The 22,415-nt window shown below is 48.8% G+C and carries 22 protein-coding genes and 1 pseudogene; 20 read left to right on the top strand and 3 right to left on the bottom strand.

The features are described 5' to 3' along the window. The 5 genes from ACQY6Y_RS05860 (at position 1) to ACQY6Y_RS05880 (ending at position 4,500) form a co-directional block, all read left to right on the top strand. Positions 1–1,473, top strand: a complete 1,473-nt coding sequence (locus ACQY6Y_RS05860) for a glutamate synthase subunit beta (protein ID WP_428379377.1) — start codon at positions 1–3, stop codon at positions 1,471–1,473. A gap of 62 nt (positions 1,474–1,535) precedes the next feature. After that, positions 1,536–1,742: a hypothetical protein gene (locus tag ACQY6Y_RS05865; protein WP_428379378.1), complete on the top strand. Its 207-nt coding sequence runs from the start codon at positions 1,536–1,538 to the stop codon at positions 1,740–1,742. A 41-nt stretch (positions 1,743–1,783) separates the two neighbouring features. After that, positions 1,784–2,620, top strand: a complete 837-nt coding sequence (locus tag ACQY6Y_RS05870; protein ID WP_428379379.1) for a spermidine synthase — start codon at positions 1,784–1,786, stop codon at positions 2,618–2,620. 153 nt (positions 2,621–2,773) lie between these two features. After that, positions 2,774–4,072 (top strand): phenylacetate--CoA ligase family protein, encoded by a 1,299-nt coding sequence (locus ACQY6Y_RS05875; RefSeq protein WP_428379380.1) that lies wholly within the window; start codon positions 2,774–2,776, stop codon positions 4,070–4,072. Positions 4,073–4,074: 2 nt separating this feature from the next. Next, positions 4,075–4,500 carry an ACT domain-containing protein gene (locus ACQY6Y_RS05880; protein ID WP_428379381.1) on the top strand — a complete coding sequence of 142 codons (426 nt, stop codon included), beginning with the start codon at positions 4,075–4,077 and terminating at the stop codon, positions 4,498–4,500. Positions 4,501–4,555: 55 nt separating this feature from the next. Here the strand turns inward: ACQY6Y_RS05880 and ACQY6Y_RS05885 are convergent, their stop codons facing one another. Together ACQY6Y_RS05885 and larE are read right to left on the bottom strand one after the other, a co-directional pair. Beyond that, positions 4,556–5,518: a 3'-5' exonuclease gene (locus ACQY6Y_RS05885; protein WP_428379382.1), complete on the bottom strand. Its 963-nt coding sequence runs from the start codon at positions 5,516–5,518 to the stop codon at positions 4,556–4,558. A 65-nt stretch (positions 5,519–5,583) separates the two neighbouring features. Then, positions 5,584–6,420 carry an ATP-dependent sacrificial sulfur transferase LarE gene (gene larE / locus ACQY6Y_RS05890; RefSeq protein WP_428379383.1) on the bottom strand — a complete coding sequence of 279 codons (837 nt, stop codon included), beginning with the start codon at positions 6,418–6,420 and terminating at the stop codon, positions 5,584–5,586. A 165-nt stretch (positions 6,421–6,585) separates the two neighbouring features. Between larE and ACQY6Y_RS05895 the strand changes: the two genes are divergently transcribed. After that, positions 6,586–6,900 (top strand): helix-turn-helix domain-containing protein, encoded by a 315-nt coding sequence (locus tag ACQY6Y_RS05895; RefSeq protein WP_428379384.1) that lies wholly within the window; start codon positions 6,586–6,588, stop codon positions 6,898–6,900. Positions 6,901–6,976: 76 nt separating this feature from the next. Here ACQY6Y_RS05895 and frlD (ACQY6Y_RS05900) read toward each other — a convergent pair whose 3' ends face one another. Then, a complete protein-coding gene (frlD, locus tag ACQY6Y_RS05900) occupies positions 6,977–7,762 on the bottom strand; it encodes a fructoselysine 6-kinase (RefSeq protein ID WP_428379385.1) in 786 nt (261 codons plus the stop codon). Between the two features lie 467 nt (positions 7,763–8,229). Here frlD (ACQY6Y_RS05900) and frlD (ACQY6Y_RS05905) point away from each other — a divergent pair, with 467 nt between their 5' ends. From frlD (ACQY6Y_RS05905) to ACQY6Y_RS05970, 14 genes and pseudogenes are all read left to right on the top strand, one after another. After that, positions 8,230–9,039, top strand: a complete 810-nt coding sequence (frlD, locus tag ACQY6Y_RS05905) for a fructoselysine 6-kinase (RefSeq protein ID WP_428379386.1) — start codon at positions 8,230–8,232, stop codon at positions 9,037–9,039. A gap of 131 nt (positions 9,040–9,170) precedes the next feature. Continuing rightward, entirely contained in the window at positions 9,171–9,995 is an 825-nt protein-coding gene (frlC, locus tag ACQY6Y_RS05910) for a fructoselysine 3-epimerase (protein WP_428379387.1), read from the top strand. Positions 9,996–10,016: 21 nt separating this feature from the next. Beyond that, complete coding sequence (locus tag ACQY6Y_RS05915; RefSeq protein ID WP_428379388.1) at positions 10,017–10,874, top strand: amidohydrolase family protein; 858 nt, start codon at positions 10,017–10,019, stop codon at positions 10,872–10,874. 3 nt (positions 10,875–10,877) lie between these two features. Next, positions 10,878–11,306 carry a secondary thiamine-phosphate synthase enzyme YjbQ gene (locus ACQY6Y_RS05920; RefSeq protein WP_428379389.1) on the top strand — a complete coding sequence of 143 codons (429 nt, stop codon included), beginning with the start codon at positions 10,878–10,880 and terminating at the stop codon, positions 11,304–11,306. Between the two features lie 179 nt (positions 11,307–11,485). Then, a complete protein-coding gene (locus ACQY6Y_RS05925) occupies positions 11,486–12,202 on the top strand; it encodes a GntR family transcriptional regulator (protein ID WP_428379390.1) in 717 nt (238 codons plus the stop codon). 2 nt (positions 12,203–12,204) lie between these two features. Continuing rightward, the gene (locus tag ACQY6Y_RS05930; RefSeq protein WP_428379391.1) at positions 12,205–12,933 is read left to right on the top strand and encodes a GntR family transcriptional regulator; all 729 of its coding nucleotides are present in this window, start codon (positions 12,205–12,207) and stop codon (positions 12,931–12,933) included. A 58-nt stretch (positions 12,934–12,991) separates the two neighbouring features. Then, positions 12,992–14,512 (top strand): FGGY-family carbohydrate kinase, encoded by a 1,521-nt coding sequence (locus ACQY6Y_RS05935; protein ID WP_428379392.1) that lies wholly within the window; start codon positions 12,992–12,994, stop codon positions 14,510–14,512. Between the two features lie 27 nt (positions 14,513–14,539). Beyond that, positions 14,540–15,340, top strand: coding sequence for an alpha/beta hydrolase (locus tag ACQY6Y_RS05940; protein WP_428379393.1), 801 nt, complete (start codon positions 14,540–14,542; stop codon positions 15,338–15,340). Between the two features lie 202 nt (positions 15,341–15,542). Then, a complete protein-coding gene (locus ACQY6Y_RS05945; protein ID WP_428379394.1) occupies positions 15,543–16,496 on the top strand; it encodes a PLP-dependent cysteine synthase family protein in 954 nt (317 codons plus the stop codon). A 234-nt stretch (positions 16,497–16,730) separates the two neighbouring features. Next, positions 16,731–17,723 carry an SIS domain-containing protein gene (locus ACQY6Y_RS05950; RefSeq protein WP_428379395.1) on the top strand — a complete coding sequence of 331 codons (993 nt, stop codon included), beginning with the start codon at positions 16,731–16,733 and terminating at the stop codon, positions 17,721–17,723. 67 nt (positions 17,724–17,790) lie between these two features. Continuing rightward, a complete protein-coding gene (locus tag ACQY6Y_RS05955; RefSeq protein WP_428379396.1) occupies positions 17,791–18,606 on the top strand; it encodes a PfkB family carbohydrate kinase in 816 nt (271 codons plus the stop codon). A gap of 230 nt (positions 18,607–18,836) precedes the next feature. After that, positions 18,837–20,288, top strand: a pseudogene (locus ACQY6Y_RS05960) (peptide ABC transporter substrate-binding protein). Positions 20,289–20,400: 112 nt separating this feature from the next. Continuing rightward, positions 20,401–21,387 (top strand): ABC transporter permease, encoded by a 987-nt coding sequence (locus ACQY6Y_RS05965; protein WP_428379397.1) that lies wholly within the window; start codon positions 20,401–20,403, stop codon positions 21,385–21,387. Between the two features lie 2 nt (positions 21,388–21,389). Beyond that, positions 21,390–22,415 carry an ABC transporter permease gene (locus ACQY6Y_RS05970; RefSeq protein WP_428379398.1) on the top strand — a complete coding sequence of 342 codons (1,026 nt, stop codon included), beginning with the start codon at positions 21,390–21,392 and terminating at the stop codon, positions 22,413–22,415.

The raw sequence follows: 22,415 nt of genomic DNA on the forward strand, positions 1-22,415 counted from the left end.
ATGGGTAAAAGCGGTGCGTTTCTCGAGCATGAGCGCAAGGCCCACGGCGAACGGGCCATCAAAGAACGTCTGCAAGATTTTGGTGAGATAGCGGAGCCCCTTACAGAGCACGATCAGTGCATCCAGGCTTCACGCTGCATGGATTGTGGTGTTGCTCATTGTCAGGCAGGCATTTCCTTTGGACCGGCGCGTGTTTCTGGCTGTCCTTTGCACAACCTCATTCCCGAGTGGAACGATCTTGTCTACCGTAATTTGTGGGATGAAGCTGCCGCACGTCTCTCGCTTACTAACCCGTTTCCCGAGTTTACTGGCCGTGTTTGTCCAGCACCGTGTGAGGCTGCATGCAACTTGGGTCTGCACGATAGTCCGACCACTATTCGCGATAACGAGCGCGCCATATCTGACCATGCTTGGAATGCCGGATCTGTGAAGCCGCTGAGTCCTGCCAAGGCAGATAAGGCATCGGTAGCGGTTATCGGTTCAGGTCCTTCTGGGTTGGCCGCCGCGTGGGAACTTGCGCGTTTGGGATTTGCGGTCACGGTGTTTGAGCGTTCTGATCGTGCTGGTGGCCTGCTTATGTATGGCATTCCCAATATGAAGCTGCCCAAAGATGTGGTTGAGCGTCGCGTGGCGCTTATGGAGAAAAGCGGTGTGAAGTTTGTCTACAACTTTGATGCAGCACAAAAAGATGCTGCCGAGGAAGTGCTGGGCAACTACGACGCAGTGATAGTGGCAGTTGGCGCTAGCAAGGCACGTCTGCTTTCGGTTCCTGGGGCAGATGCAGAGGGTGTTGTAGCTGCTGTAACGTATCTCACTGCAGCTACAAAAGCAGTGCTGAACAATGATACGCCCGCCATTTCTGCAAAGGACAAAGATGTTGTTGTTATTGGCGGAGGCGATACCGGTACCGACTGTGTTGCAACCGCGCTCAGGCAGGGTGCGCGGAGCGTGCGCCAGCTTGAGTTCATGCCCGCGCCACCAGAGAATCGAGCACAAATAAACCCTTGGCCAGAATGGCCCAACACACTCAAGCGTGACTATGGCCAGCAGGAGGCGGAAGCTTTGGTGGGAGCTGACCCGCGCACATGGGGAGCAGATACGCGCGAGGTTCTTGTCGATAAGGGCGGCGTGGTTGGTCTGCGTGTGGCGCACCTCGATTGGTCAGATGGCACTCCGAGGCGCATGGAAGGCTCAGAAGAAGTGCTTGATGCGCAGCTCGTTCTTATCGCCATGGGCTTTTCTGGACCTGAGGCAGACGTGTACCAGGCGCTTGGCTGCGAGGTTGAGCAGGTGCGCGATGGGGTTCGCCCGGTGCTTGTAGAAGCTGGCTGCCATGAAGTTAAGGGCACGCCTAAGAAAGTAAGGGTATTTGCCACGGGAGATGCGCGCACTGGTTCTTCTCTGGTGGTGAACGCCATTTCAGATGGTCTTGCTTGCGCCCAGGAGGTTGCGACAACACTATCTGCAATCTAACAAGCGTCTAACCGTTACACAACAGGATCGACGATCCAGGGCTTGCTCGAAAGGGGGCAGGGATGGAACACGAAGATATAGCAAAGAGTCTCGTGTGGCTCGTCGATGGAAAAGAAGAACCTTTCATACCAGTACATGGTCATTCTTGGTTACCTGCCCGCAAGGATCGTTCATTGTCTGAGGAGACACCTGATGAGGATGAAACATCCGGCCAAGGTGTGAAAAACGACGATCACACAGATGAGCAACCTGGTTTGATGTGGGTATGAGAGACTCATATTTGTAGCGTTATACAGATATGGGAGGTGCCATGGAGAAGAGGTCGTTGCGCATTGCTGGTGTGGTGGCTGGTGCAGTTGCAGCAGCTGCCACTGTTTCAGCGGGCGTCGTATATGCACTGCGAAAGTATGAGCCGCGCTTGTTTCCGCGGACAGCTTTTGGTTGGGCACTTGCATTTAACGCATATGATGCAGTGGGTGAGCCGGTTCGTCTCTTTGTGGTAAATGGCACTGTTCAAAGTGGCACCTATAAAGGTGCGCGCCGGTATGACTTGCCGTTTGAATACTATCGAGCAATTGATCGGGTAGTGCATGAAGCAAATCTTGCTTCGGGCCATCTTTTGGTGTTGGGTGGCGGTGGCTATGCTTATCCAAAGCATGTTATTGCTCATACCGATGCAGCTTCGGTAGATGTAGTTGAGATAGATTCCATTGTGACAAGAATTGCTCGCCGCTGGTTCTATCTCGATGACCTTATGAGAGAGTTTAAAACGGAGCAAACGGGACGTTTGCATCTTATTCGTGCGGATGCGCTCTCTTTTATGCGTTATACAACCTCTACCTACGATGTCATAGTTGACGATGTTTTTGCTGCCGGAACACCTGATTTAGCGCTGGTTTGCGAGGATGGGGCTCAGGCTGCTCACAATTTACTCAATGCCGGTGGCCTCTACATTGCCAATGTGGTGACTCCTGAAGGAGAACTGTCTGTCCTTCAGGCAACGGTAGAGAATCTCTCGCGTGAATTTGCACAGGTAAGTGTGATTCCTTGTACCGATAACGAGCTATCGGATGACGATAATTACCTGGTAGTAGCAACCGATGGCTCGTATGAGTTTACCGGAGCGATAACGCAGCACTTTGGCTAAAGAGCTCCATATAGCACGTCTTGTCTTGTATACGTATCCGCTCCCCGTCGCCTTGTCTAGAAGTGTCGCGCAGTGTGGCATTATCAGAAACATCTGCAAACAAGATAGTCCGTGCGGGCACTCCGCATTGGGCGGCGAGGGGAGACCTGCATAATGAGTCAGAAGGAGATTCTCACCTTGCCTCATGATCAGATTGAGGCAATCCAACTTGAGGGCATCAAAAAGACAGTCGTTGCATGCTATGAAAATGTTCCGTTTTATAAAGAGTCTTTCGATGCAGCCGGTTTTGATCCCTATTCAGTGAAAAGCCTCGATGATCTTTCGCGTGCTCCGTTCGTTACCAAGCAGGATTTGCGTGAGAATTATCCCTACAAGATGTTTGCAACACCTCTTTCTGAGGTTCGTGAGATTCACATGTCGTCCGGCACTACAGGCGTGGCAACGGTGGGTGGTTATACCGAGCACGACCTGAAGATTTGGGGCGATTGCTTTGCGCGTGGCATTGAATATGCCAACGGCGGTGTAGATGACATCGTGCATGTCTGCTACGGCTATGGTCTGTTCACCGGTGGTCTGGGTGCTCACTACGGCGGTCTTGCAGCTGGCTCTACAGTTATTCCTATGAGTGCTGGCAACACCGAGCGTCAGATTCGCGTGCTTAAGGAGATGGGCTCCACCATCATTTGCTGCACGCCAAGCTACGCTATGCATATTGCCGATACTGCTCTTGCAATGGGCATCGATCCTGCTCGTGACTTCCATCTTCGTGCTGGTATCCATGGTGCAGAGGCATTCTCGGATAACTTCCGCGCAGAGCTTGAGCGCAAGCTCAACTACCACGTGCTCGATGTCTATGGCCTTACCGAGACTATGGGCCCGGGCGTTGCTATTGAGTGCTGGGAGCAGCAGGGTCTTCACCTCGCAGAAGATCACTTCTACGCCGAAATTATCGACCCCAACACTGGCGAGCTGCTTCCCGATGGCGAGTGGGGTGAGCTTGTTCTCACCACGGTTGACCGCGAGGCAACTCCTGTAGTGAGGTATCGTACCCGTGACATCACGAGGATTTTGCCGGGTGAGTGTCCCTGCGGCCGTACGCATCGTCGCATCGACCGCCTGCATGGTCGTACCGACGACATGCTTATTATCCGCGGCGTCAATGTCTTCCCGAGTCAGATCGAAAATGTCATGAAGACCTTTAGTCAGGTGTCCTCTTGGTATCAAATTGAGCTTACCCGTAAGAATCACCTTGACGTTGTAACGCTTAAGGCAGAGGTTGCTCCTGGGTTTGATTTTGATGAGATAAGCTCTATTGAGCAGCTGCAGCGCAATATTGAGGCGGCACTTAAATCTGCTCTGTCCGTGGGTGTTCGCGTCCATCTTGTTGAGCCACATTCCATTCCTCGAAGTGAAGGCAAGGCAAAGCGTGTGGTTGATTTAAGGGAGGACTAGATATGATTTCTCAAATCACTGTCTTTCTCGAAAACAGTAAGGGTCGCCTGCTAGCGCTTACGCGTTGTTTGGGAGATGCGGATGTCGATATGCATGCCCTTACTATTGCGGAAACATCTGATTATGGTTTGGTCCGCATCATTGCAGACAACACCGATGCTGCGTTGAAGGCCCTTGATGAGCATGGTTTCCGTGCTACCAGAACACATGTAACAGCAATTGAGGTTCCCAACCGTCCTGGTGGTCTTGCAGATTTGCTTGAGGTACTCGAGGAAATGAATCTCAATATCGAATATGGCTACTGTTTTTCCAGCAAGGGTGGCGTAGCGGTCGATGTACTAAAGATCCGTGGCGATGCCAAAGCTGCCGAGGCTGGCTTTAAACTTGAAGGAGCTGGATTTAAGCTGCTTAAGCAGGAAGATCTTTAATCTTTATGTAGTGTCATAACAAAAAACGTAGCGCAGAGAACTGCCCGCAAGGTGTTTAAAACATGTTGCGGGCAGTAAATTCTGCCTGTACTGTCTTGAACATAAGGTCAACATCTTCGAGACCCAAATGACGCTCGGAGTCTCCTGCTGCAAGAACGCCACGTCTCCGTGCCCAATTCTCCAGTGCTGCGGGACGTGATTCATGGGGGAGTGTCCGGTATTCCGGGTCAACACGCCGGCAAATATCACGAGTATCAATGGGAACAATACGCCCCGCTTTACGTGCCTCAGCATAGCCATCAAGGTGCAGCATAAACCAAGAGTCTTCAAATGCTGCATTATGTGCCATATACGGAAAACGCTCAAAAGTTGCTAACAGTGCCTTTTGAAGCGCCTTGTTCTTTCGAAATGGGATAGCTCCAGCGATGTCGTTCCAACTGATATGGTGGATTTCTGCCAGAGGCACCCCTTTTTCCTCGTAGAGGGAAGGCAGGCCACAATACGTAGTGAAAGGATGCTCGGGTTTGGCTTTGGGGGTAAGTTTCATGAATTCAAGACCAACATTTACGATATAACCACGGCTTGGTTCACGAGCAGTGGTCTCAATATCAACGCCTACTACCATACCTTTGATTGGGGCATCGAGATAGGCAATACCCAGATCTTGCAGGTCAGGTCCTGCAACTTTTGCAACCTCTGTTGGATCTCTTTGCTGAAGGGCCGCGACACTGCGGATGAGGTCTTTATCAGAAAGGCGACGAGAGAGGCTTTGACCAGGAATATTGTTAAGCCGCTCAATGTCATAGGTATCACACGTTACGCGGTTTCTATCGGCAAGATCGCGTATTAAATCGTATGAAAAGGGCTCTGAATCAGCAGGAGCTGTCTTCCAAGCATCCATAAGGAGTGCCAAGGCACCCTCATTGGTAGAACGCTCTGCATTGAGTGAACTATCATCAGAGAGAAACCCTGGTAAAGCCATGGAACTTGCATGTTCTATTGCTTCGGTGAGATTCATGCTCCCGTTGCCTCCGTTGGTTCACTGAGCAAGGTGTAGATAAGTGGATCAGAATCTCTAGCGTATCAAACATGGCTTACGTGTGTCTTGCCAGGAAGGGTGGCCTCCATACTTCCAGAACGAAAGCCCTTAAGATCACACGTTACAAACGTAAACCCAAGCTGAGAGAGATGCTGAGCAACAGTCGAATAGAGCTCATTTTCAAACAGGCGAGCCGTTTCTTCCGGAAGCAGTTCTATACGCGCCAGTGTCTGTCCATGCCCAAGCTGATGGACTCTTACACGTACCTGAGAAAATCCTACGTTATGAAGGAAAGTCTCTGCTTTGTCGACACGCTCAAGGCCTTCTCTGTCGATATGCTCTCCAAAGGCAAAACGTGAAGAAAGACAAGCTGAGGATGGCTTATTCCAACATGAGATGTTGAGGTCATGTGCAAGTTGTCGCACGTCAGCCTTATGGAGCCCCGCTTCAGCGAGAGGACTTGCAATAGTGAGCTCTTGTACGGCGCGAAGTCCGGGACGCCAGCAATTCAAATCGTCTGCATTCGATCCTTCTATAAGGCAAGCATCATGTTCACGAGCAATAGAAACAAGCTTGCCCATAAGCGCTTTTTTGCAGAGATAACAACGTTCAGGCGGATTATCTGCAAAACCTGGAATATCAAATTCGTTTATCTCTACGACAATATGTTTAATGTTGCGTTCAGAGCAAAAGGTTTCTTGGTAGGACGCATCGCGTGAGGGCGTTGAGTGCAGGCGAGCACTTATCGCAAGAGCCTTATCGCCGAGTGTGCGATGGGCAATTTCGAGAAGCAATGCCGAATCAACACCACCAGAAAAAGCAACTGCAACTTTGCCGAGCTTTTGAATACATGACGTGAGTTTTTCTAGCGAATCATTCAAACTAATCTCCTCACTCTATACCGCATATCTAAAACAAGGAAGCTCTCAATTGCAACTGCTGCGTATATGACATTGTGCTTTGATAATGCACTCCTCGGTACGTGTCAGGAATCCCATGCTTATCCCATTTTGGGATAAGCCCTAGAGACAGGCGAGACTTCCTGCATGGATATCGAGCTTAACAGGATCATGGGCGAAAATTTACGCACTATCCGTATAGGACAGGGTGTAACTCAGGTCGAGCTAGCGCGTCGGCTTCATACCCCACAATCTTTTGTAAGCAAGATTGAATCTGGAGAGCGGGCGCTCAAGCTATATGAAGTGTATTGGTATGCCGAGGCGCTGGAAATTCCCGTGGATGAGCTTGTCCGGAGAACAAGCAATGGAGTCTGCCGTCGCCCTTGTCAGCCCGTGCAGCGTCCATCCCAAGAATATATTTCTCCCCATGAAAAAGATTTGCGCAAAAACAAGAGCGCGTAGATAAGAAATAAGCAGTAAGAAAAAGGCCAGAAGCATATGCTTCTGGCCCGAACAAATTACCTGTTCGCAGGAGCGATTACCAAGCACCCGAATAACCAAGGGTTACTGCGGAGCTTTCAGCACCCATCTTCATGCAAGTCGGGATATCCTGCTCTTCAAGAATGCCCTTGATAAAGCCGGCAATGAAGGAGTCGCCTGCGCCCATGGTGTCAACTACTTCACACTCGACAATATCGCCCTTGTAGAAGTCGGTACCATCAAAAGCGAGGCTGCCATTTTCACCAAGCGTAACGACAACTACCTTGGGGCCCTTGGATTGAATATCGCGCATATAGGTGCGAACCTGCTCGTTATCGTCGCTCTCAAGGCCGAAGAAGGCGTAATCAACATAGGGGACCGTCTCAAGCACCATGGGGTCTTGCGGCTGATCGGAGAAGTCGAATACGACAGGTACGCCAGCAGCGTGAACAGCAGGCATAGCCTTATCTGCATGACCCCAAATGCCGCTTACGACAAGGTCATGCTCGCAGAAGAACTTGACGTCGTCATCTGTAGGAGCAAAATCTTCCATGACACCTTCGATGTAGTCACCGAAAACGCGGTTGCCATTGACAATCTCTACCTTGGTGATAGCGGTAGAACCCTCGTCAACATGAACATGGCTTGTATCGATGCCTTTGCCATTAAGAGCATCCACCATGAAGCTACCATAGGAATCGGTACCCACGGCGCCGGTGTAGGAAGCATCTACGCCCATGCGACGAAGATAAACACCAACGTTTACAGGGTTGCCGCCAGGGTATTGCTTGCCCTCCTTCTCATAGACGTCCAAGCAGTTATCGCCAACAGCTGCAACCTTCATGAGCACTCCCCTCGCTGAGTCGCCGTTCGTTCACCAGCAGGTTTACGAACTATTCTTATATGTATAAGTTAGTTATCATCCTAGGCCAATTACTGAATTTTTTTCAGAAAATAGTAAAGATGAGCCATTCGAGAGATGAACGGTAGCTTTTTTCGCGTAATCGGTCATTTTCGCCAAGGGAAGAGTACCGCTTAAAAAATCTCTTGAATGCCGGGTTGCCAATCTCTTTTGCATACCGTTAATTATCCCCAAACAACTGCGAAAATGTGGGAATAGGAACAGAGATGCTCATCACTTTCATACCAGTTTTCGGGTGAACGGATGAGTTTTAGCCGTGAGGGGTCAAATAACAAATGTGGTCCCTGAAGGCGTGAGAACACAATAAGATGAGTATATGAGTTAAGCAGTTTCCCATACCAGTTATACAACTGGGGCCGCATTGAAATCTGGGATAGAGAGGAAACGCTATGGCCAAAAAGGCAGCCTGCATCGGTGATAACTGCATTGATTATTATCGTAATCTCGACCGTCAGTATCCGACTGGAAACGCTGTAGATACTGCCGTTAATATGCATAAACTTGGTGTTCCAACTGCGATTATTTCTACTACAGGTTCAGATGACAACGGTAAGTGGATGATTGATTCCCTCAAGAAGGAGGGTCTTGATATTTCGCACCTTAAGGTAGCGGAGGGCCAGACAGCCATCACCTATATGGATCTCGATGGCCTTGATCGTGTGCATGGTGAGTATGAAGAGGGTGTTCTCGAGAACATTGTCTTCGATGAGGAAGATGTTCGTTTTGCTTGCGAGCATGATATTGTTCACACCGCTCTGTGGGGAAATGCCGAGAAAGTTCTTCCGGCAATTCATGATTCCGGCACGCTCGTAAGCTTTGATTATTGCGACCGTTTGGATCATCCTCTCATTGAAGAGACCATCGGCTGCGTCGATTACGGCTTCTTCTCCTATCACGGCGAGAAGGACGATCCCTTCATTCGTGAGTTTTTGCAGGATAAGGTTGCTCGTGGCATGAAGGTTGCCACTGCAACATTTGGTGAGAAGGGCAGCCTGTCCTGGGATGGCGAGCGTTTCTGGGATGGCGGCATCTATCCTTGCGAGAAGCTCGTTAATACCGTTGGCGCAGGCGACTCTTTCATTGCTGGCTTCCTTGTAGGTGTTCTTGCTGGCGATTCAATTGATAAGTGCCTTGACCGTGGTGCCAAGATTTCTTCAGAGGTAATTGGTGTGTTTGAGCCTTGGGTAGTCGAGGAATAGCCACCCCCTCACCCCACTCCGTATGCTTTCTCATACGGAGTGGGGCACTATAGCAAGACCGAACAAAGAGAGCTTTGTTCGTCAAATGTACGGTAAAAAAGATGCACGAAGAGAAAGAAAGGGTTGATCGTATGTTCAAAATTGGTATGTTCACTTCTGGTTATCAGCGCAACCCGCTAGAGGATATCTTCTGCGACGCCAAGCGCTTTGGCTATGACTACATTGAGCTTTGGGGTGGCCGTCCTCACGCATATGCTCCCGATTTGGCTGCTGGTGAGATCGACGAGGTTCTTCGTCTGCGCGATAAGTATGGTGTCCCCATCACGGGTTATTGCCCAGAGCACAACGGCTATCCCTACAACTTCATGATTGGCTCTGAGCGTCAGCGCGAAGATGCAGTCCGTTATCTGAAGCTCTGCCTCGATCAGGCCAAGGCTCTCGGCTCCGACTACATGCTCATCTCACCTGCACATGCCGGCTATGAGGCAACCTATGCCGAGATTCATGACCGTCTGTATCGCACCTGCGAAGAGCTTGCTAAGCATGCTGAGAACGTAGGCGTGCACATTGTAGTTGAGCCGCTTACCCCCGAGGAGTCCAACGCCTTCAAGAGCGCTAACGATCTTATCGACCTGTTTGAGCATGTCGATTCCGATTACCTGCTTGGCATGCTCGATATCGTTCCGCCGTTCCTGCAGCAAGAGCAGATCATGAGCTACTTCTCGAAGCTTGGCGATAAGCTCTATCACCTGCACATCATTGATTCCAACGGCACGGATGCTTCCCATGTCATGCCGGGCGAGGGCGTACTGCCTATGCCTGAGCTCCTTCAGGAGATTCGTGATTCCGGCTACAACCGTACTGCAACTATCGAGCTGGTTCTTGGCTACATTAACGAGCCGCGTCTCTATGCCAAGCGTGCCATTAACAACGTGCGTGCTATGCTCGCGGAGTAGTACCGCACCGGGGAGTTTCATATGTTCATTGATGTACATGTAAATCCGGCATTTTATGAGCTCATAAATGCTGATGAGTCGCTTGAAGATATGCGACATGAGGTGCTAAATGTTCACAAAAATGGCACCGCAAAGCTCGAGCATATCTTCAACCAGATGAGACTTGCTGGCCTGGATAAGATGTGCTTGCTTGCGCGCGACTATTCAGTATGTGCCGGTTGTGTCCCTGTATCAAATGAAGAGATTCGTACAATTGTCGACGCAGCACCTGATCGTTTTATCGGTTTTGCAAGTGTTGATCCAGCGGATCCTGCAGCGCCTGAAAAGCTTGAGCGTGCATTTACTGATCTTGGCATGAAAGCCCTTGCTCTGTATCCGCCGCGCCAGCGTTTCTATCCTATGGATGATGCTGTGCAACCACTTTATGACATTTGCGAGCGCTACAACCGTCCGGTGTATTTCAGCGCTGGTATGTCATGGGAACCGCATACGCTTGCAAAATACGGGCGTCCGGTTGAGTTTGAAGAGCTTGCAGAGACAAGACCGAATCTTCGCTTCTGCATTGGCCGCTTTGGCTGGCCTTGGGTAGAAGAAGCCGCCATGGTAATGGTTAAGCATTCCAATGTGTATGCCGATACAGGTCTTCTGTACTTCGATTGCGCGCAGGAGTTCTTTACCCGTTTGTTCACTCAAGAAATTCCTATGACATGGATCGATCGCAGCCTTCGTCATCAGGTTATGTTTGGTAGTGGACAGCCGCGTTTCGAGCAGATTCGTATGGCACACGCTCTGGATAATCTTGGCCTTCGTGAGAGCACCGTCGAGCTCATCAAGGGGCAGAACGCAATTGACTTCCTCGGCGGACTTGAGGAGGGCTAGACCATGGTCTATACAACAACGTTCACGCTTCTGACGAGCGAGTATAACCAGTACATTCTCATTACCGATAAGCTTGAGCAGATCGTAGCTGAGAGCGGTATTAAGGACGGTATGGTAACTGCTATCTCTAAGCACACGACTGCCGGCATTACAACCAATGAGGCGCTCGAATGTCTCGAGAGTGACATCAGTGTCTTCCTTGGTCGCCTTGTTCCAGAGGATTGGCCGTATGCACATGCTCGCATGCTTAAGGATTACGGCTCAACAGCTGGCAACCCAACAGGACATCTCAAGGCACTTCTTACGGGAAATCACACGCATTTTCCAGTACATGATGGAAAAGTTGTCCGTGGTGGTGCACAAGAAGTCTACTTCTGTGAGTTTGACGGCCCCTCCGAGAGAACGATCCTTGTTCAGGTAATGGGGGAGTAGTAACTGGAATTGTATGGTCTCCTCAGTTTTGAGGAGACCATATTGGTCTACCGAGTTTCGATAATTTAATGCCACTCAAATAATTGCCCGCATAAACGAGGCCAAAATTGAGAAGACTAAATTGGTCTAACGGTTTATCAGCAATTATTATAGAGGCAGAGATGAAGAGAAGACATCCCATGAGTTCACGCGACCATGCCACAGAACTTGTTGAGAGCTATATCCTCGACATGGGTCTCAGACCAGGGGACCGCCTGCCCTCGGAACGCGACATGTGTCGCATGTGGGACCTCAATAGAACTACATTACGAAACGCTATCCAGCGTCTCGTTTCAGATGGTGTTTTGTATTGTCGTATGGGTTCGGGAACCTATGTGGCTCAGCCGAAGCTTATACGCAATCTACAAGACGTGAAGGGTTTTAGTGAGGCTGTAAGAGAGACAGGTCGTACACCGGGAGCGCGATTGGTGTACTGTCGGCAATGTGAAGCAGACAAAGCAACTACAAAGCGGTTGCATGTGTCACTTGGTTCACCTGTTGTTGAACTTTGTCGCATTCGCACAATAGACGGTGTTCCCGTAGCAATGGAAACAACCTGTCTGAATGAGCATCTTTTCCCAGATATTGAGCGTTTCGATTTTTCGCGTGTATCACTCTTTGATGTTATTCGCGATGAATATCATATACAGGTCTGTAGTGGACAAGAGCGCATTAGCATTACAACGCTCGATGAACGTGAGGCACATCTTCTGGATTATCCAGAAGGAACGCCGGTGTTTTTCCAGTCGGGCGTTATCTATGACGAGAAAAATGAGCCGGTTGAATACTTCAAGAATATTGTGCTTTCAGACCACATTCGCTTTGCGAGTGAGTTGAGAAGCGAGGTGGAAGAATAGCTATGGTCGAGATTGACTACCGGTCCTCTATATATCTTCAATTGCGTGAAGTGGTTCGTACAACAATTGAGGATGGAGATTATCCGCCGGGAACCGCTATTCCGTCGGAAAATGAACTTGCAAAGACATACGGTGTTAATCGTCTGACTGTTCGAAATGCTATTGATGCGCTGGTAGAAGAAGGTCTCCTGCGGCGTGTTCAAGGCAAGGGCGCCTTTGTTGTGGGCGATCTTATCGAGCGTGATCTCGATAGTCTGCAAGGTTTTCGTCAGACTATTCGCGAACGTCACGTAGAGCCTGCAACACGCGTGCTCTCGAAAAGCGTTCGTCAGGCGGGTGCAAAATATGCCAAGATTTTTAATATCTCACCTGATGAACAAATCTTTTATATCAAGCGTCTTAACACTGCAGATGGTGAGCCTATTGCCATTGAGCACACCTATATACCATGTCGCAAAGTTCCCAAATTAAATGGTATCGATCTTGGTGTCTTTACCCTTTATGAGGTGTATGGGTTTTATGGCGTAAGCCCTGTACGTGCATGGCAAACGCTCGATCTCGTTCGTTTGGAAGCGCGTGATGCACGCATGTTAGGCATTGAGCCCGGACATACTGTCATGCTCTTTACCTGCACAAGCTATGATGCCGCAGACGAGGTGGTGGAGTTTACACGCTCTTATACCCGCGGCGATAAATGCAGTTTTACTGTTCGCAATGGCGAATGGAATTAGATGATGTAAGCACGGGCGCGAAACGGCGAAGGATTCGCCATAACAGAAGGGAGCGCATATGAGCGCAGCGTACTTCATGGGTATTGATACCGGCACGTCTGAAACAAAAGGCGTTCTTATCGATGTTGACGCCAATATTGTTGCTTCCAGTTCTGCAGCTCACGATATAAAGCAAGTGGGTCCAAATGCTTACGATCATGATGCTGAAAAAGATTGGTGGGGAGATTTTTGTAAGGTTTCCCGCGATCTTATTGAGAAGTCCGGTGTAGATCCAACTGACATTAAGTGCGTTACCACAAGTGCTCTTGGTTTGTGTTGTGTTGCTGTTGATGAGAATTGCGTCCCAACCCGTCCGGCTATTTCTTATGGCATTGACGGCCGTGCAGAGAAGCAAATGCGCGATCTGGAGCAGGAGTGGGGCCAGGAGTTTATTGACCGCGTGTTTGGGCGGCCTTTATGCTCCTCCGACGTACCGCCAAAAATCCGCTGGATTCAGGAAAATGATCCTGACGCTTATGAGCGTACCGCCAAATTTATCAATAGCTCGACCTACATTACTGCCAAGCTGACAGGCGAGTATTACATCGATACTTTCTTGGGTATGGCAGGCGGTTTCAAACCGCTTTATGGCGAAGATGGTCATCCAACTGAGGAAACTTGCAAGGGCATTTGCCGTCCCGATCAGCTGGCAACTATTGCAGAAGAAACCGATATTATCGGTCATGTAACTGCTGAGGCCGCTGCAGCAACCGGTCTTGCCGAGGGCACGCCTGTAACTCCTGGTGGAGACGATTCGGCCTGTGAAGCAATTTCATGTGGTATTGGTAAGCAGGGCGACTTGATCGTGCAGTTTGGCTCGACGATTTACATGTTCCTTCTTACCGATCATCTTGTTATGGATCCGCGTGTCTGGCATGAGGAGTTCATCATTCCGGGAACGTGCGACGTGTCAGGCGCAACAAATACAGCAGGATCGATGACAAAATGGCTGCGCGACACCATGTTCCAGGATCTCAAGGCAGCTGAGGAAGCCGGCGGTGAAAATGCGTATACCGTCATGGCGCAGTTGGCAGAGCAGGTGCCAGTAGGCTCGCACGGTTTGATTTGCCTGCCCTACTTTGCAGGCGAGCGTACGCCTATCGATGACCCCAATGCCCGCGGTGCATTCTTCGGTTTGACAATTGGGCACACCCGCGAAGATATGCTCCGTGCTGGTCTTGAAGGCGTTGCATATTCCATCAATCAGCACTTCCGTATCTTTGAGGAAGATGGTGTACCCATTCATCGTGTACTCGTTGCCGGCGGTGGCACGAAGAATCATGCATGGATGCAGATTGTTGCTGACGTGTGCGGCAAGACGCTGTTGGTACCTGAGGTAACAATTGGTGCTTCTTATGGCGACGCTATGATGGCAGCTGTGGCAGCAGGGTACTGGAAGGACTTCGATGAACTTGCAAGTAAGGTAAAGATTGCAAGTACCTATGAGCCCAATCCGGAGAATCACGAAGCCTATAAGAAGTATCAGAAACTCTTTGATGAGCTCTATCCTGCAACGCGCGATATCGTTCATCAGCTCTAGGATTTTTCGCCAGATTGAGGAGTCCCTATGGGTATGTTTAGCGGTGATTTTTTCTCACCAAGTCTCAGGATGACCACACAGGTAAAGATTATTACGCCTGAGCCTTCGTGCGATGTTACGCCGTTTCAGGATGAAGAAGTAAACGTCATGTATCTTTTGCATGGACTGGCAGCCAATGCTGGTGAATGGCCGCGGTTCTCAAAGATTGAGTATTACGCTAAGAAATACAATCTCTTTGTTGTCATGCCCGAGACGCAACGCTTCTTCTATACAAACACTTCGTTTGGTGCGCACTATTTCGATTATCTTGTCGATGACTTACCAACACTTGTTAAGCGTTGGTTTAATGTACCAAACGACCGCGAACATACCTTTATAGCGGGAGAAAGCATGGGAGGCTATGGGGCGATAAAAGCTGCGCTATCTCGTCCTGAGCTCTATGCTGGTGCCGCTGCCTTCTCTGCAGTGGCTGATGTACGTATGTTCCGCGAGATGGTGGAGACGGGCGAATTTCCCGATATGGCTCCTTCCGAAATGGATGCAATTTTTGGAAAGGGCTGTGATGTGGGGAATGAGAACGACTTGTTTGCGCTTTCTACAAAGATTGCCTCTTGTTCTGAGAAGCCACAATTAGCTCTGTTCTGCGGGTCCGATGATATGCTGCTTCCAATGAATAAGCATTTCTCCGACCATCTTTCAGAGCTTGGCTATGATCACATCTTCTGTGAAGCTCCAGGAGATCATGAGTGGCCCTATTGGGATAAGGCAGTTCAGCGCGGATTCCAAGCATTGCTTGGATACGATCTCGAGACAACACCGCTCTTTTAGCCAGCTTCATTTTTGAGGTGTTTACAAGACGGGTGCCCGTTCTGTACGGGTACCCGTTTTTATTGAGTGCTTTCTGATTAAGACCGATGACTCTTGTATAACCGTTCTGTTACAGATTTCGAAGCGATAAAAATGACCGTGCTTATACGATGTGCCTTGTGATAGGCTCTTCTAAAATCCTACTAACTTGGAGGGAGTTTATATGTATTACGAGAATATCCTGGAGGCTGTTGGGGGAACGCCGCTTGTGCGTCTCAATCGCATACCGGGACCAGAGTGTGCTCGTATTCTCGTAAAAGATGAAGCTCTCAATGTGGGCGGCTCGGTAAAGACACGTATTTCTTTAGCGATGATTCGCGAAGCGGAGAAGCGAGGAGATTTACGGCCTGGAGGCATTATTGTAGAGCCGACATCAGGCAATCAGGGAATTGGTCTTGCACTTGTTGGTGCAGTGTTGGGCTATGAAGTTCGTATTATCATGCCTGATTCAGTGAGCGAGGAACGGCGTAAGCTCTGCGAAATCTACGGTGCACATGTTATTCTCAAACATGATGCCGGCGATATTGGAGCATGCATTGATGAGTGCCTGCGCTGCGCACTTGAAATGCGCGACGCCGACCCTGAGCATGTATTCGTACCGCAGCAATTTATCAATCCAGATAACCCACTCGTTCATGAGCGTGAAACTGGACGAGAAATTTTGGAAGATGCCAACTGTGTAATTGATGGCTTTGTAAGTGGTATTGGAACAGGCGGTACGCTTTCCGGTGTTGGACATGCTTTGCGTAAGGCAAACCCGGATATCACGATCTGGGCAGTAGAGCCAGAAAATGCTGCGATTCTTTCTGGCGGGGAAATAGGAACTCACCTGCAAATGGGTATTGGTGACGGTGTTATTCCTGAGAACCTCGATCAGGATGTCTATAACAAGGTAATTACCGTTACTGATGAAGAGGCTTTAACAATGTCGCGTCGACTGGCTTCGGAAGAGGGCCTTGTATGTGGCATTTCGAGTGGAACAAACGTCTGCGCTGCTGTAAGGCTTGCTCGTGAGTTAGGCCCAGGTAAGACAGTTGTGACCTTATTACCGGATACCGGAGAAAGATACTTCTCAACACCTTTGTTCTGTGGTCCGCTGCGCGATTTGAGGCTTTAACGTTTCTTGTTTTGAGCATCTCATGGGACACAATCTAAAATCGCTTTTAGGAAAGCATTTTTAATTTAATAAAACGAGGCTGGTCAATTGGCCAGCCTTGTTTCCGTTTGCCGAAAGTTATGTTTCCATTTGAGGCTTACTCCTTGACCAGACATCATAAGTGATTATTTTCAATATATGACGTTATATAACGTTAGAAACATTTGGTAATGCTGGAGAAAAAGGAGAAGCACCATGAAGCAGGAGCATATTGACCAAATTTCGGCTGCCGCTGCGGCGGTTGCTGATCGCCTTGCAAAGGGTGAGATCAAGAACGTGTACTTTGTTGCATGTGGCGGTTCGCAGGCGTCCATGATGCCCGCTCAGTACATGTTTGATCGTGAACTCGATATTCCATCTGCAATTTATACCTCCAACGAGTTCAACTATGGCACCCCTAAGGGCTTTGGTCCTCAATCTGTGGTTATTACCTGCTCTCACTCTGGCACAACTCCTGAAACAGTTGCGGCTGCTCAGAAAGCAACTGATGCGGGTGCACTTTCGATTGCGTTTTCTAACGTGGAGGATTCGCCGCTTTGGCAGGCTGCCGGCATGGGCATCCATTATGATCACGGTGCGGAAGCCAATGAGTCCGATAAGGGCGGCGCTGTTATGATGCGCACCTGGTTTGAGCTGCTGAAAGTTCTTGACGCAGAGCACATTTCTCTGTGGCAATCTGGTGTTGATGCAGTGGATCACCTTGGCGATATCAAAAAGAAAGCTTCTGACAAATATCGTGACGTAGCCACTAAGTGGGCAAGCGATAACAAGCGTGCTGAGGTTATCTACACCATGGGTTCCGGTGCTAACTACGGCGAGATGTATTCGCTTGCTATCTGCTTATTCATGGAAATGCAGTGGATCCATTCTAATTGCATTCATTCCGGCGAATATTTCCATGGTCCATTTGAGGTTACCGACTTTGATGTGCCGTTCGTAATTACCGTGGGCAATGGCGCCACTCGTTATCTTGATGAGCGCGCACTCGCTTTCGCAAAGAAGTTTTCTGATCACCTGTTTGTGATCGATGAGAACGATTTTGATTTTGGCGATCTTGATGCCAAAGTTGCTGAGTATCTTGCCCCCGAGGTTCTTGGATCTGTTGTTCGCGTCATGGTTGATGCTCTTGCGCACGACCGTGGTCATGCTCTTTCGGTCCGTCGCTATATGTGGCAGATGGAGTACTAAATCCACAGATATAGCTTTCGTGCTGCGTGAATACACAGCTCTAAGTTTCATTTGAGGGAGGTGTCATATGCGTCTTATTGCACTCGGAGATTGTTGCGGAGATCGTTATGTGGATGATGGTTTGTTTTATCCAGGAGGCCAGGCTGTAAATGTTGCTGTAAACGCCAAACGTGATGGAGCAGAGGTTTCTGCATTTCTCGGCATTTTTGGCGACGATTACATGGCTGAACATATTCAGGCAGCTCTTGCACAGGAGGACATAACCTGTGAGCGGTGTCGTATAGCACATGGAAGAACACCCAGTGCAGGAGTACGTATAGTTCAAGGCGATCGAGTTTTTACGGGTGGTAAGCGTGATTCAGTTGCGCATTTATTCCGCATGCGAATCGTCCGTGAAGATCTGGAACTCCTTTCAAAGTTTGATGTGTGCCATACCACAAATGACGCAGGAGTAGACACCGAGCTTGCCGAGATCCATGCAGTAGTGCCTCTCTCATATGATTTTTCAACAGGTCACGATGACGCTTATCTGCAACAAATATGCCCCAATATCGATATTGCATTTTTCTCAGATGCGGAGCTTGATGCCGAGGGTGTTGACAGGCTTATAGCGCGTGCGCATGAGTTGGGCACCGGCATTGTTGTTGTGACTAAAGGAAGTCAAGGCAGTGTGTGTTCAGACCATGGTAAACGCTATGAGCAGGGAATTGTTCCCGTTCATGCAGTAGATGCTATGGGCGCAGGGGATTCGTTTGCCGCTGCATTTTTAGTGCGTTACTTCGAGACACGTGATATCCCCTGCGCAATGACTTTTGCAGCTGATCGCGCAGCTCATACCTGCACGTTCAACGGTGCTTTTGGGCACCCCGGAAAGATACGGTAATAAACCCTCAAAAGGAGGTAACCATGAACTTCAAGTACGGCATTCCGAACGTGTCCCGTCGCGATTTTCTGAAAGCGACTGGTGCTACAGGCATTGCTTTTGTTGGTACAACAGCTCTGGCTGGATGTGGTGGTTCCACAGATAGTGCAGCATCTGGCAAAAGCATAGGACTTACTGTAGCAACTGCACCGGTTACGCTTGATCCTCTTGCGGCACTTGATACGATTTCTATGACAATTGTGTCTCAAGCTCTTGAGTGCTTATTCGTTAAGGATCCCGAGGGTGTTCTGCAGCCTGCAGCTTGTGAATCCTATGAGGTAAGCGAAGATCAGCTTACGTGGACGTTCCATCTTCGCGATGCTAAATGGTCTAACGGCGATGCTGTAACTGCAGACGATTTTATCTGCTCATGGCAGAGAAATGCTCAGGCTGACTCTGGTGTTGCTGACTTCCAGTATCAGATTGAGATGGCAGCGATTAAGAATTACGCTGCTGTGTTGGATGGTTCAGCTGACGTTTCTGAGCTCGGTATTTCTGCTCCAGACGATAAGACTATCGTAATTGAGATTGAGCATCCGGTACCCTTTATGCTTGATCTGCTCTCCTTTGCGCCATGGGCACCGGTTAATCGTGCTTTCCGTGAGGAGCAGGGTGATTCGTTCGGCATTTCAAAGGACAACCAAATCTACAACGGTGCCTTCACGGTTACACAGTATGACCCGGCAGCCAATACATTTGTGATCTCAAAGAATCCAGATTACTGGGATGTGGACAATGTCAAGCTCGACTCAGTGACGTTCCAGGTTATCGGCGAGACACAGCAAGCCGTTATGTCGTAGGAGAATGGCGATGTAGACTACGTTGAACTTACTGGCGATTTGGTTGAGCAGTATAAAGATGACGAGGGTTTTGCATCACATAACGGATCTTTCAACTATTACCTCATGATGAATACAACAAAGCCGGGCATGGATAACGAAAACTTCCGCCGTGCTATTGCCTGCGCGCTCAATCGTGAGGAGATTTGCAATTCTATTCTCAAAGATGGATCAACACCTGTTCAGCAGATGATCATGGTTGGTTTGTATGCCAATGAGGCAGGCGATGACTTCGCAGAGTCCAGCCCTCAGCCGAATGGCTACAACCTTGATGAAGCAACTAAGTATTGGGAAGCTGCTCAGGCCGAGACTGATGTTCGTGAATTTACTATCCTCTTCGACCAGGATAAAGACTTCACGCAGGATGTATGTGCCTATATTCAGGACACGGTACAGAAAGCGCTGCCAGGCCTCACGATTAATCTCGAGGCTACGCCAAAGAAGAGTCGTACTGAGCGTGCTGATTCAGGCGATTTCGATGTTTGCCTCTGGGGCTGGGGTCCAGACTATGCTGATCCAACAGCTATTCTTGCCATGTATGTGTCTGATCATCCTTCTAACTATTCCCGTTGGAACGATGAAGAGTTTGACAAGCTCTATGAACAGGCCAACACAACTGACGCTGGCAATGCGGACGCACGTTGGAATGAGCTTATGCGCTGCAACGAGATTTGCTCAACTCGTGCAGTGAGTATTCCTATTTTCCAGACGGGTTTGTGCTCACTGACTAAACCCAGTGTGAGCGGTATGACATATCACATCACAGGAATCCAGTATTACTGCAAGTACATGGATAAGAACTAAAACGCCTGTGCGGTAATTGTGTGCCCCGCATCGGAGAAATGACTGGTGCGGGGCTTTTTTAGAAGGAATGGGACGCAGTCTTGCGTCGTTATATATCGGATCGGAGGTCGCAATGGCTGAGGCGACCGTGGAGAAAAATAAAAGGAGAGGATTGAGTCCGATGGCGCGCTATGTGCTTAAGCGCATAGCAATAGCGGCGGTTACACTTTTTATAATCCTGTTCGTGCTCTTTATGCTCCTCTCTTTCATGCCTGGTTCTCCGTTTAATAACGAAGAAAAACTCAGTGCCGAACAAATTGCTGCTATGCGAGCTCACTATGGACTCGATAAACCAGTAATAGAGCGCTTCTTTCTCTACATTTGGAATATGCTGCACGGAGATTTTGGTGTTTCTTATAACATCATGACAAATATGCCTATTGCACAAATGGTGGGGCCAAGGATTGCTCTTACGCTGCGTATTGGTTTGGAAGCAGGTATTCTCGGTGCCATTGTTGGCGTGATATTAGGTGTGTTGGCTGCTCTTAAGGAGCGCTCTGGATGGGATACCTTTGCAACTGTTTTGGCGGTTATTGGTGTGAGTCTGCCATCCTTTGTAGTGGCTCTGTTTCTCTCGTTTTTCTTGGGATTCCAATTAAAGGTATTGCCACTGCTCTACAGTTCGACAAATCCGGAGATCTCAACAATTCTGCCTGTACTGGCTTTGGCAATGTTTCCAATGGCAAGTGTGGAGCGTTATACCCGCTCTGAGATGATAAGCATTATGAACTCAGACTACATGTTGCTAGCAGCATCAAAAGGCGTACCTAAAGCAAAACTCGTACTTCGTCATGCACTGCGCAATACACTTATTAGCGTAATTACGGTATTAGTGCCGTTGCTTGTGAGCCTTATGAGCGGCTCGCTTGTAATGGAGAAGATCTTCTCCATTCCTGGTTTGGGCAGTTTGTACATTCAGGCTATTCAGCAAAATGATTACAACGTTGTCCTCACGATAAGTTTTATTTATAGCCTCATGTTCATTATCGCAATGCTTCTGGTGGATATTGCTTACGGGCTCATTGATCCTCGAATAAGGCTTGCTGGGGGGAAGGATTAAGTATGATGACGACAAATACACTTACCCCCGAGATCTCTGAAGAAGATAAGCTTTTTCAATTTGCGCATCCTGAGGATCATCTCGATATTGATGAGCGAGAATATGCCAATTATTCGTATGTTCGTGAGACACTCAATCGCTTTTTAGCAAATAAAGGAGCGGTTGTAAGTCTTGTTGTTATTGCCCTTATTGTTCTCATGGCAATATTTGCACCAATGGTAAGCCCATATACCTACTACGACACGAATCCCTCTATTACCAATTTGCCTCCGCGTATCCCTGTTCTTGAATCTATAGGAATTTGCGATGGCATGCAAAATGGTGTGAACGTCTATGCGCAGGATGGTGTACCAGGGGAGTACCACTTCTTTGGTACGGATGGCTTAGGCCGTGATATTTGGACTCGTGTGTGGGAAGGAACACGTATTTCACTCATGATTGCATTTATTGCAGTGATCGTGGGTGTGCTTATCGGTATTGTGTATGGCTTAATCTCAGGTTACTTTGGCGGAAAAGTTGACATTGTGATGCAACGTTTTACTGAGATTCTGAATTCAATTCCGCAACTTGTTATTACAACACTTTTAATTGTGGTGCTTAAGCCTGGCCTGATGAACATCGTTATAGTGCTGTTTTTGACGGGCTGGATAGATATGAGCCGTATTGTTCGAGCACAGGTACTCAAGTACAAAACGCAAGAGTTCACCCTTGCAGCACGTACCCTTGGCGTCAGTGCCAAAGACATTATTTTTAAGGAAATACTTCCCAATACCATGCCTCAGGTTGTCGTGACCTTTATGTTCTCAATTCCAAACGCAATCTTCCTTGAAGCGTTTTTAGCTTTTATCGGGTTGGGCATCCCTGCGCCAACTGCGTCTTTGGGCACGATGATTAACGATGGTTACAACGCGGCGATGACGTATCCGTATCAGGTGTTAGCTCCTGTATGCGTACTTGCCATTCTCATGCTTGGCTTTAACTTGTTTGGTGATGGTTTGCGCGATGCGCTCGACCCCGAGAGGTCATAG

Origin of the sequence: Olsenella sp. Marseille-QA0557 (assembly GCF_965119725.1) — a bacterium.
In the GTDB taxonomy this organism is placed as follows: Bacteria; Actinomycetota; Coriobacteriia; order Coriobacteriales; family Atopobiaceae; genus Coprovicinus; species Coprovicinus avistercoris.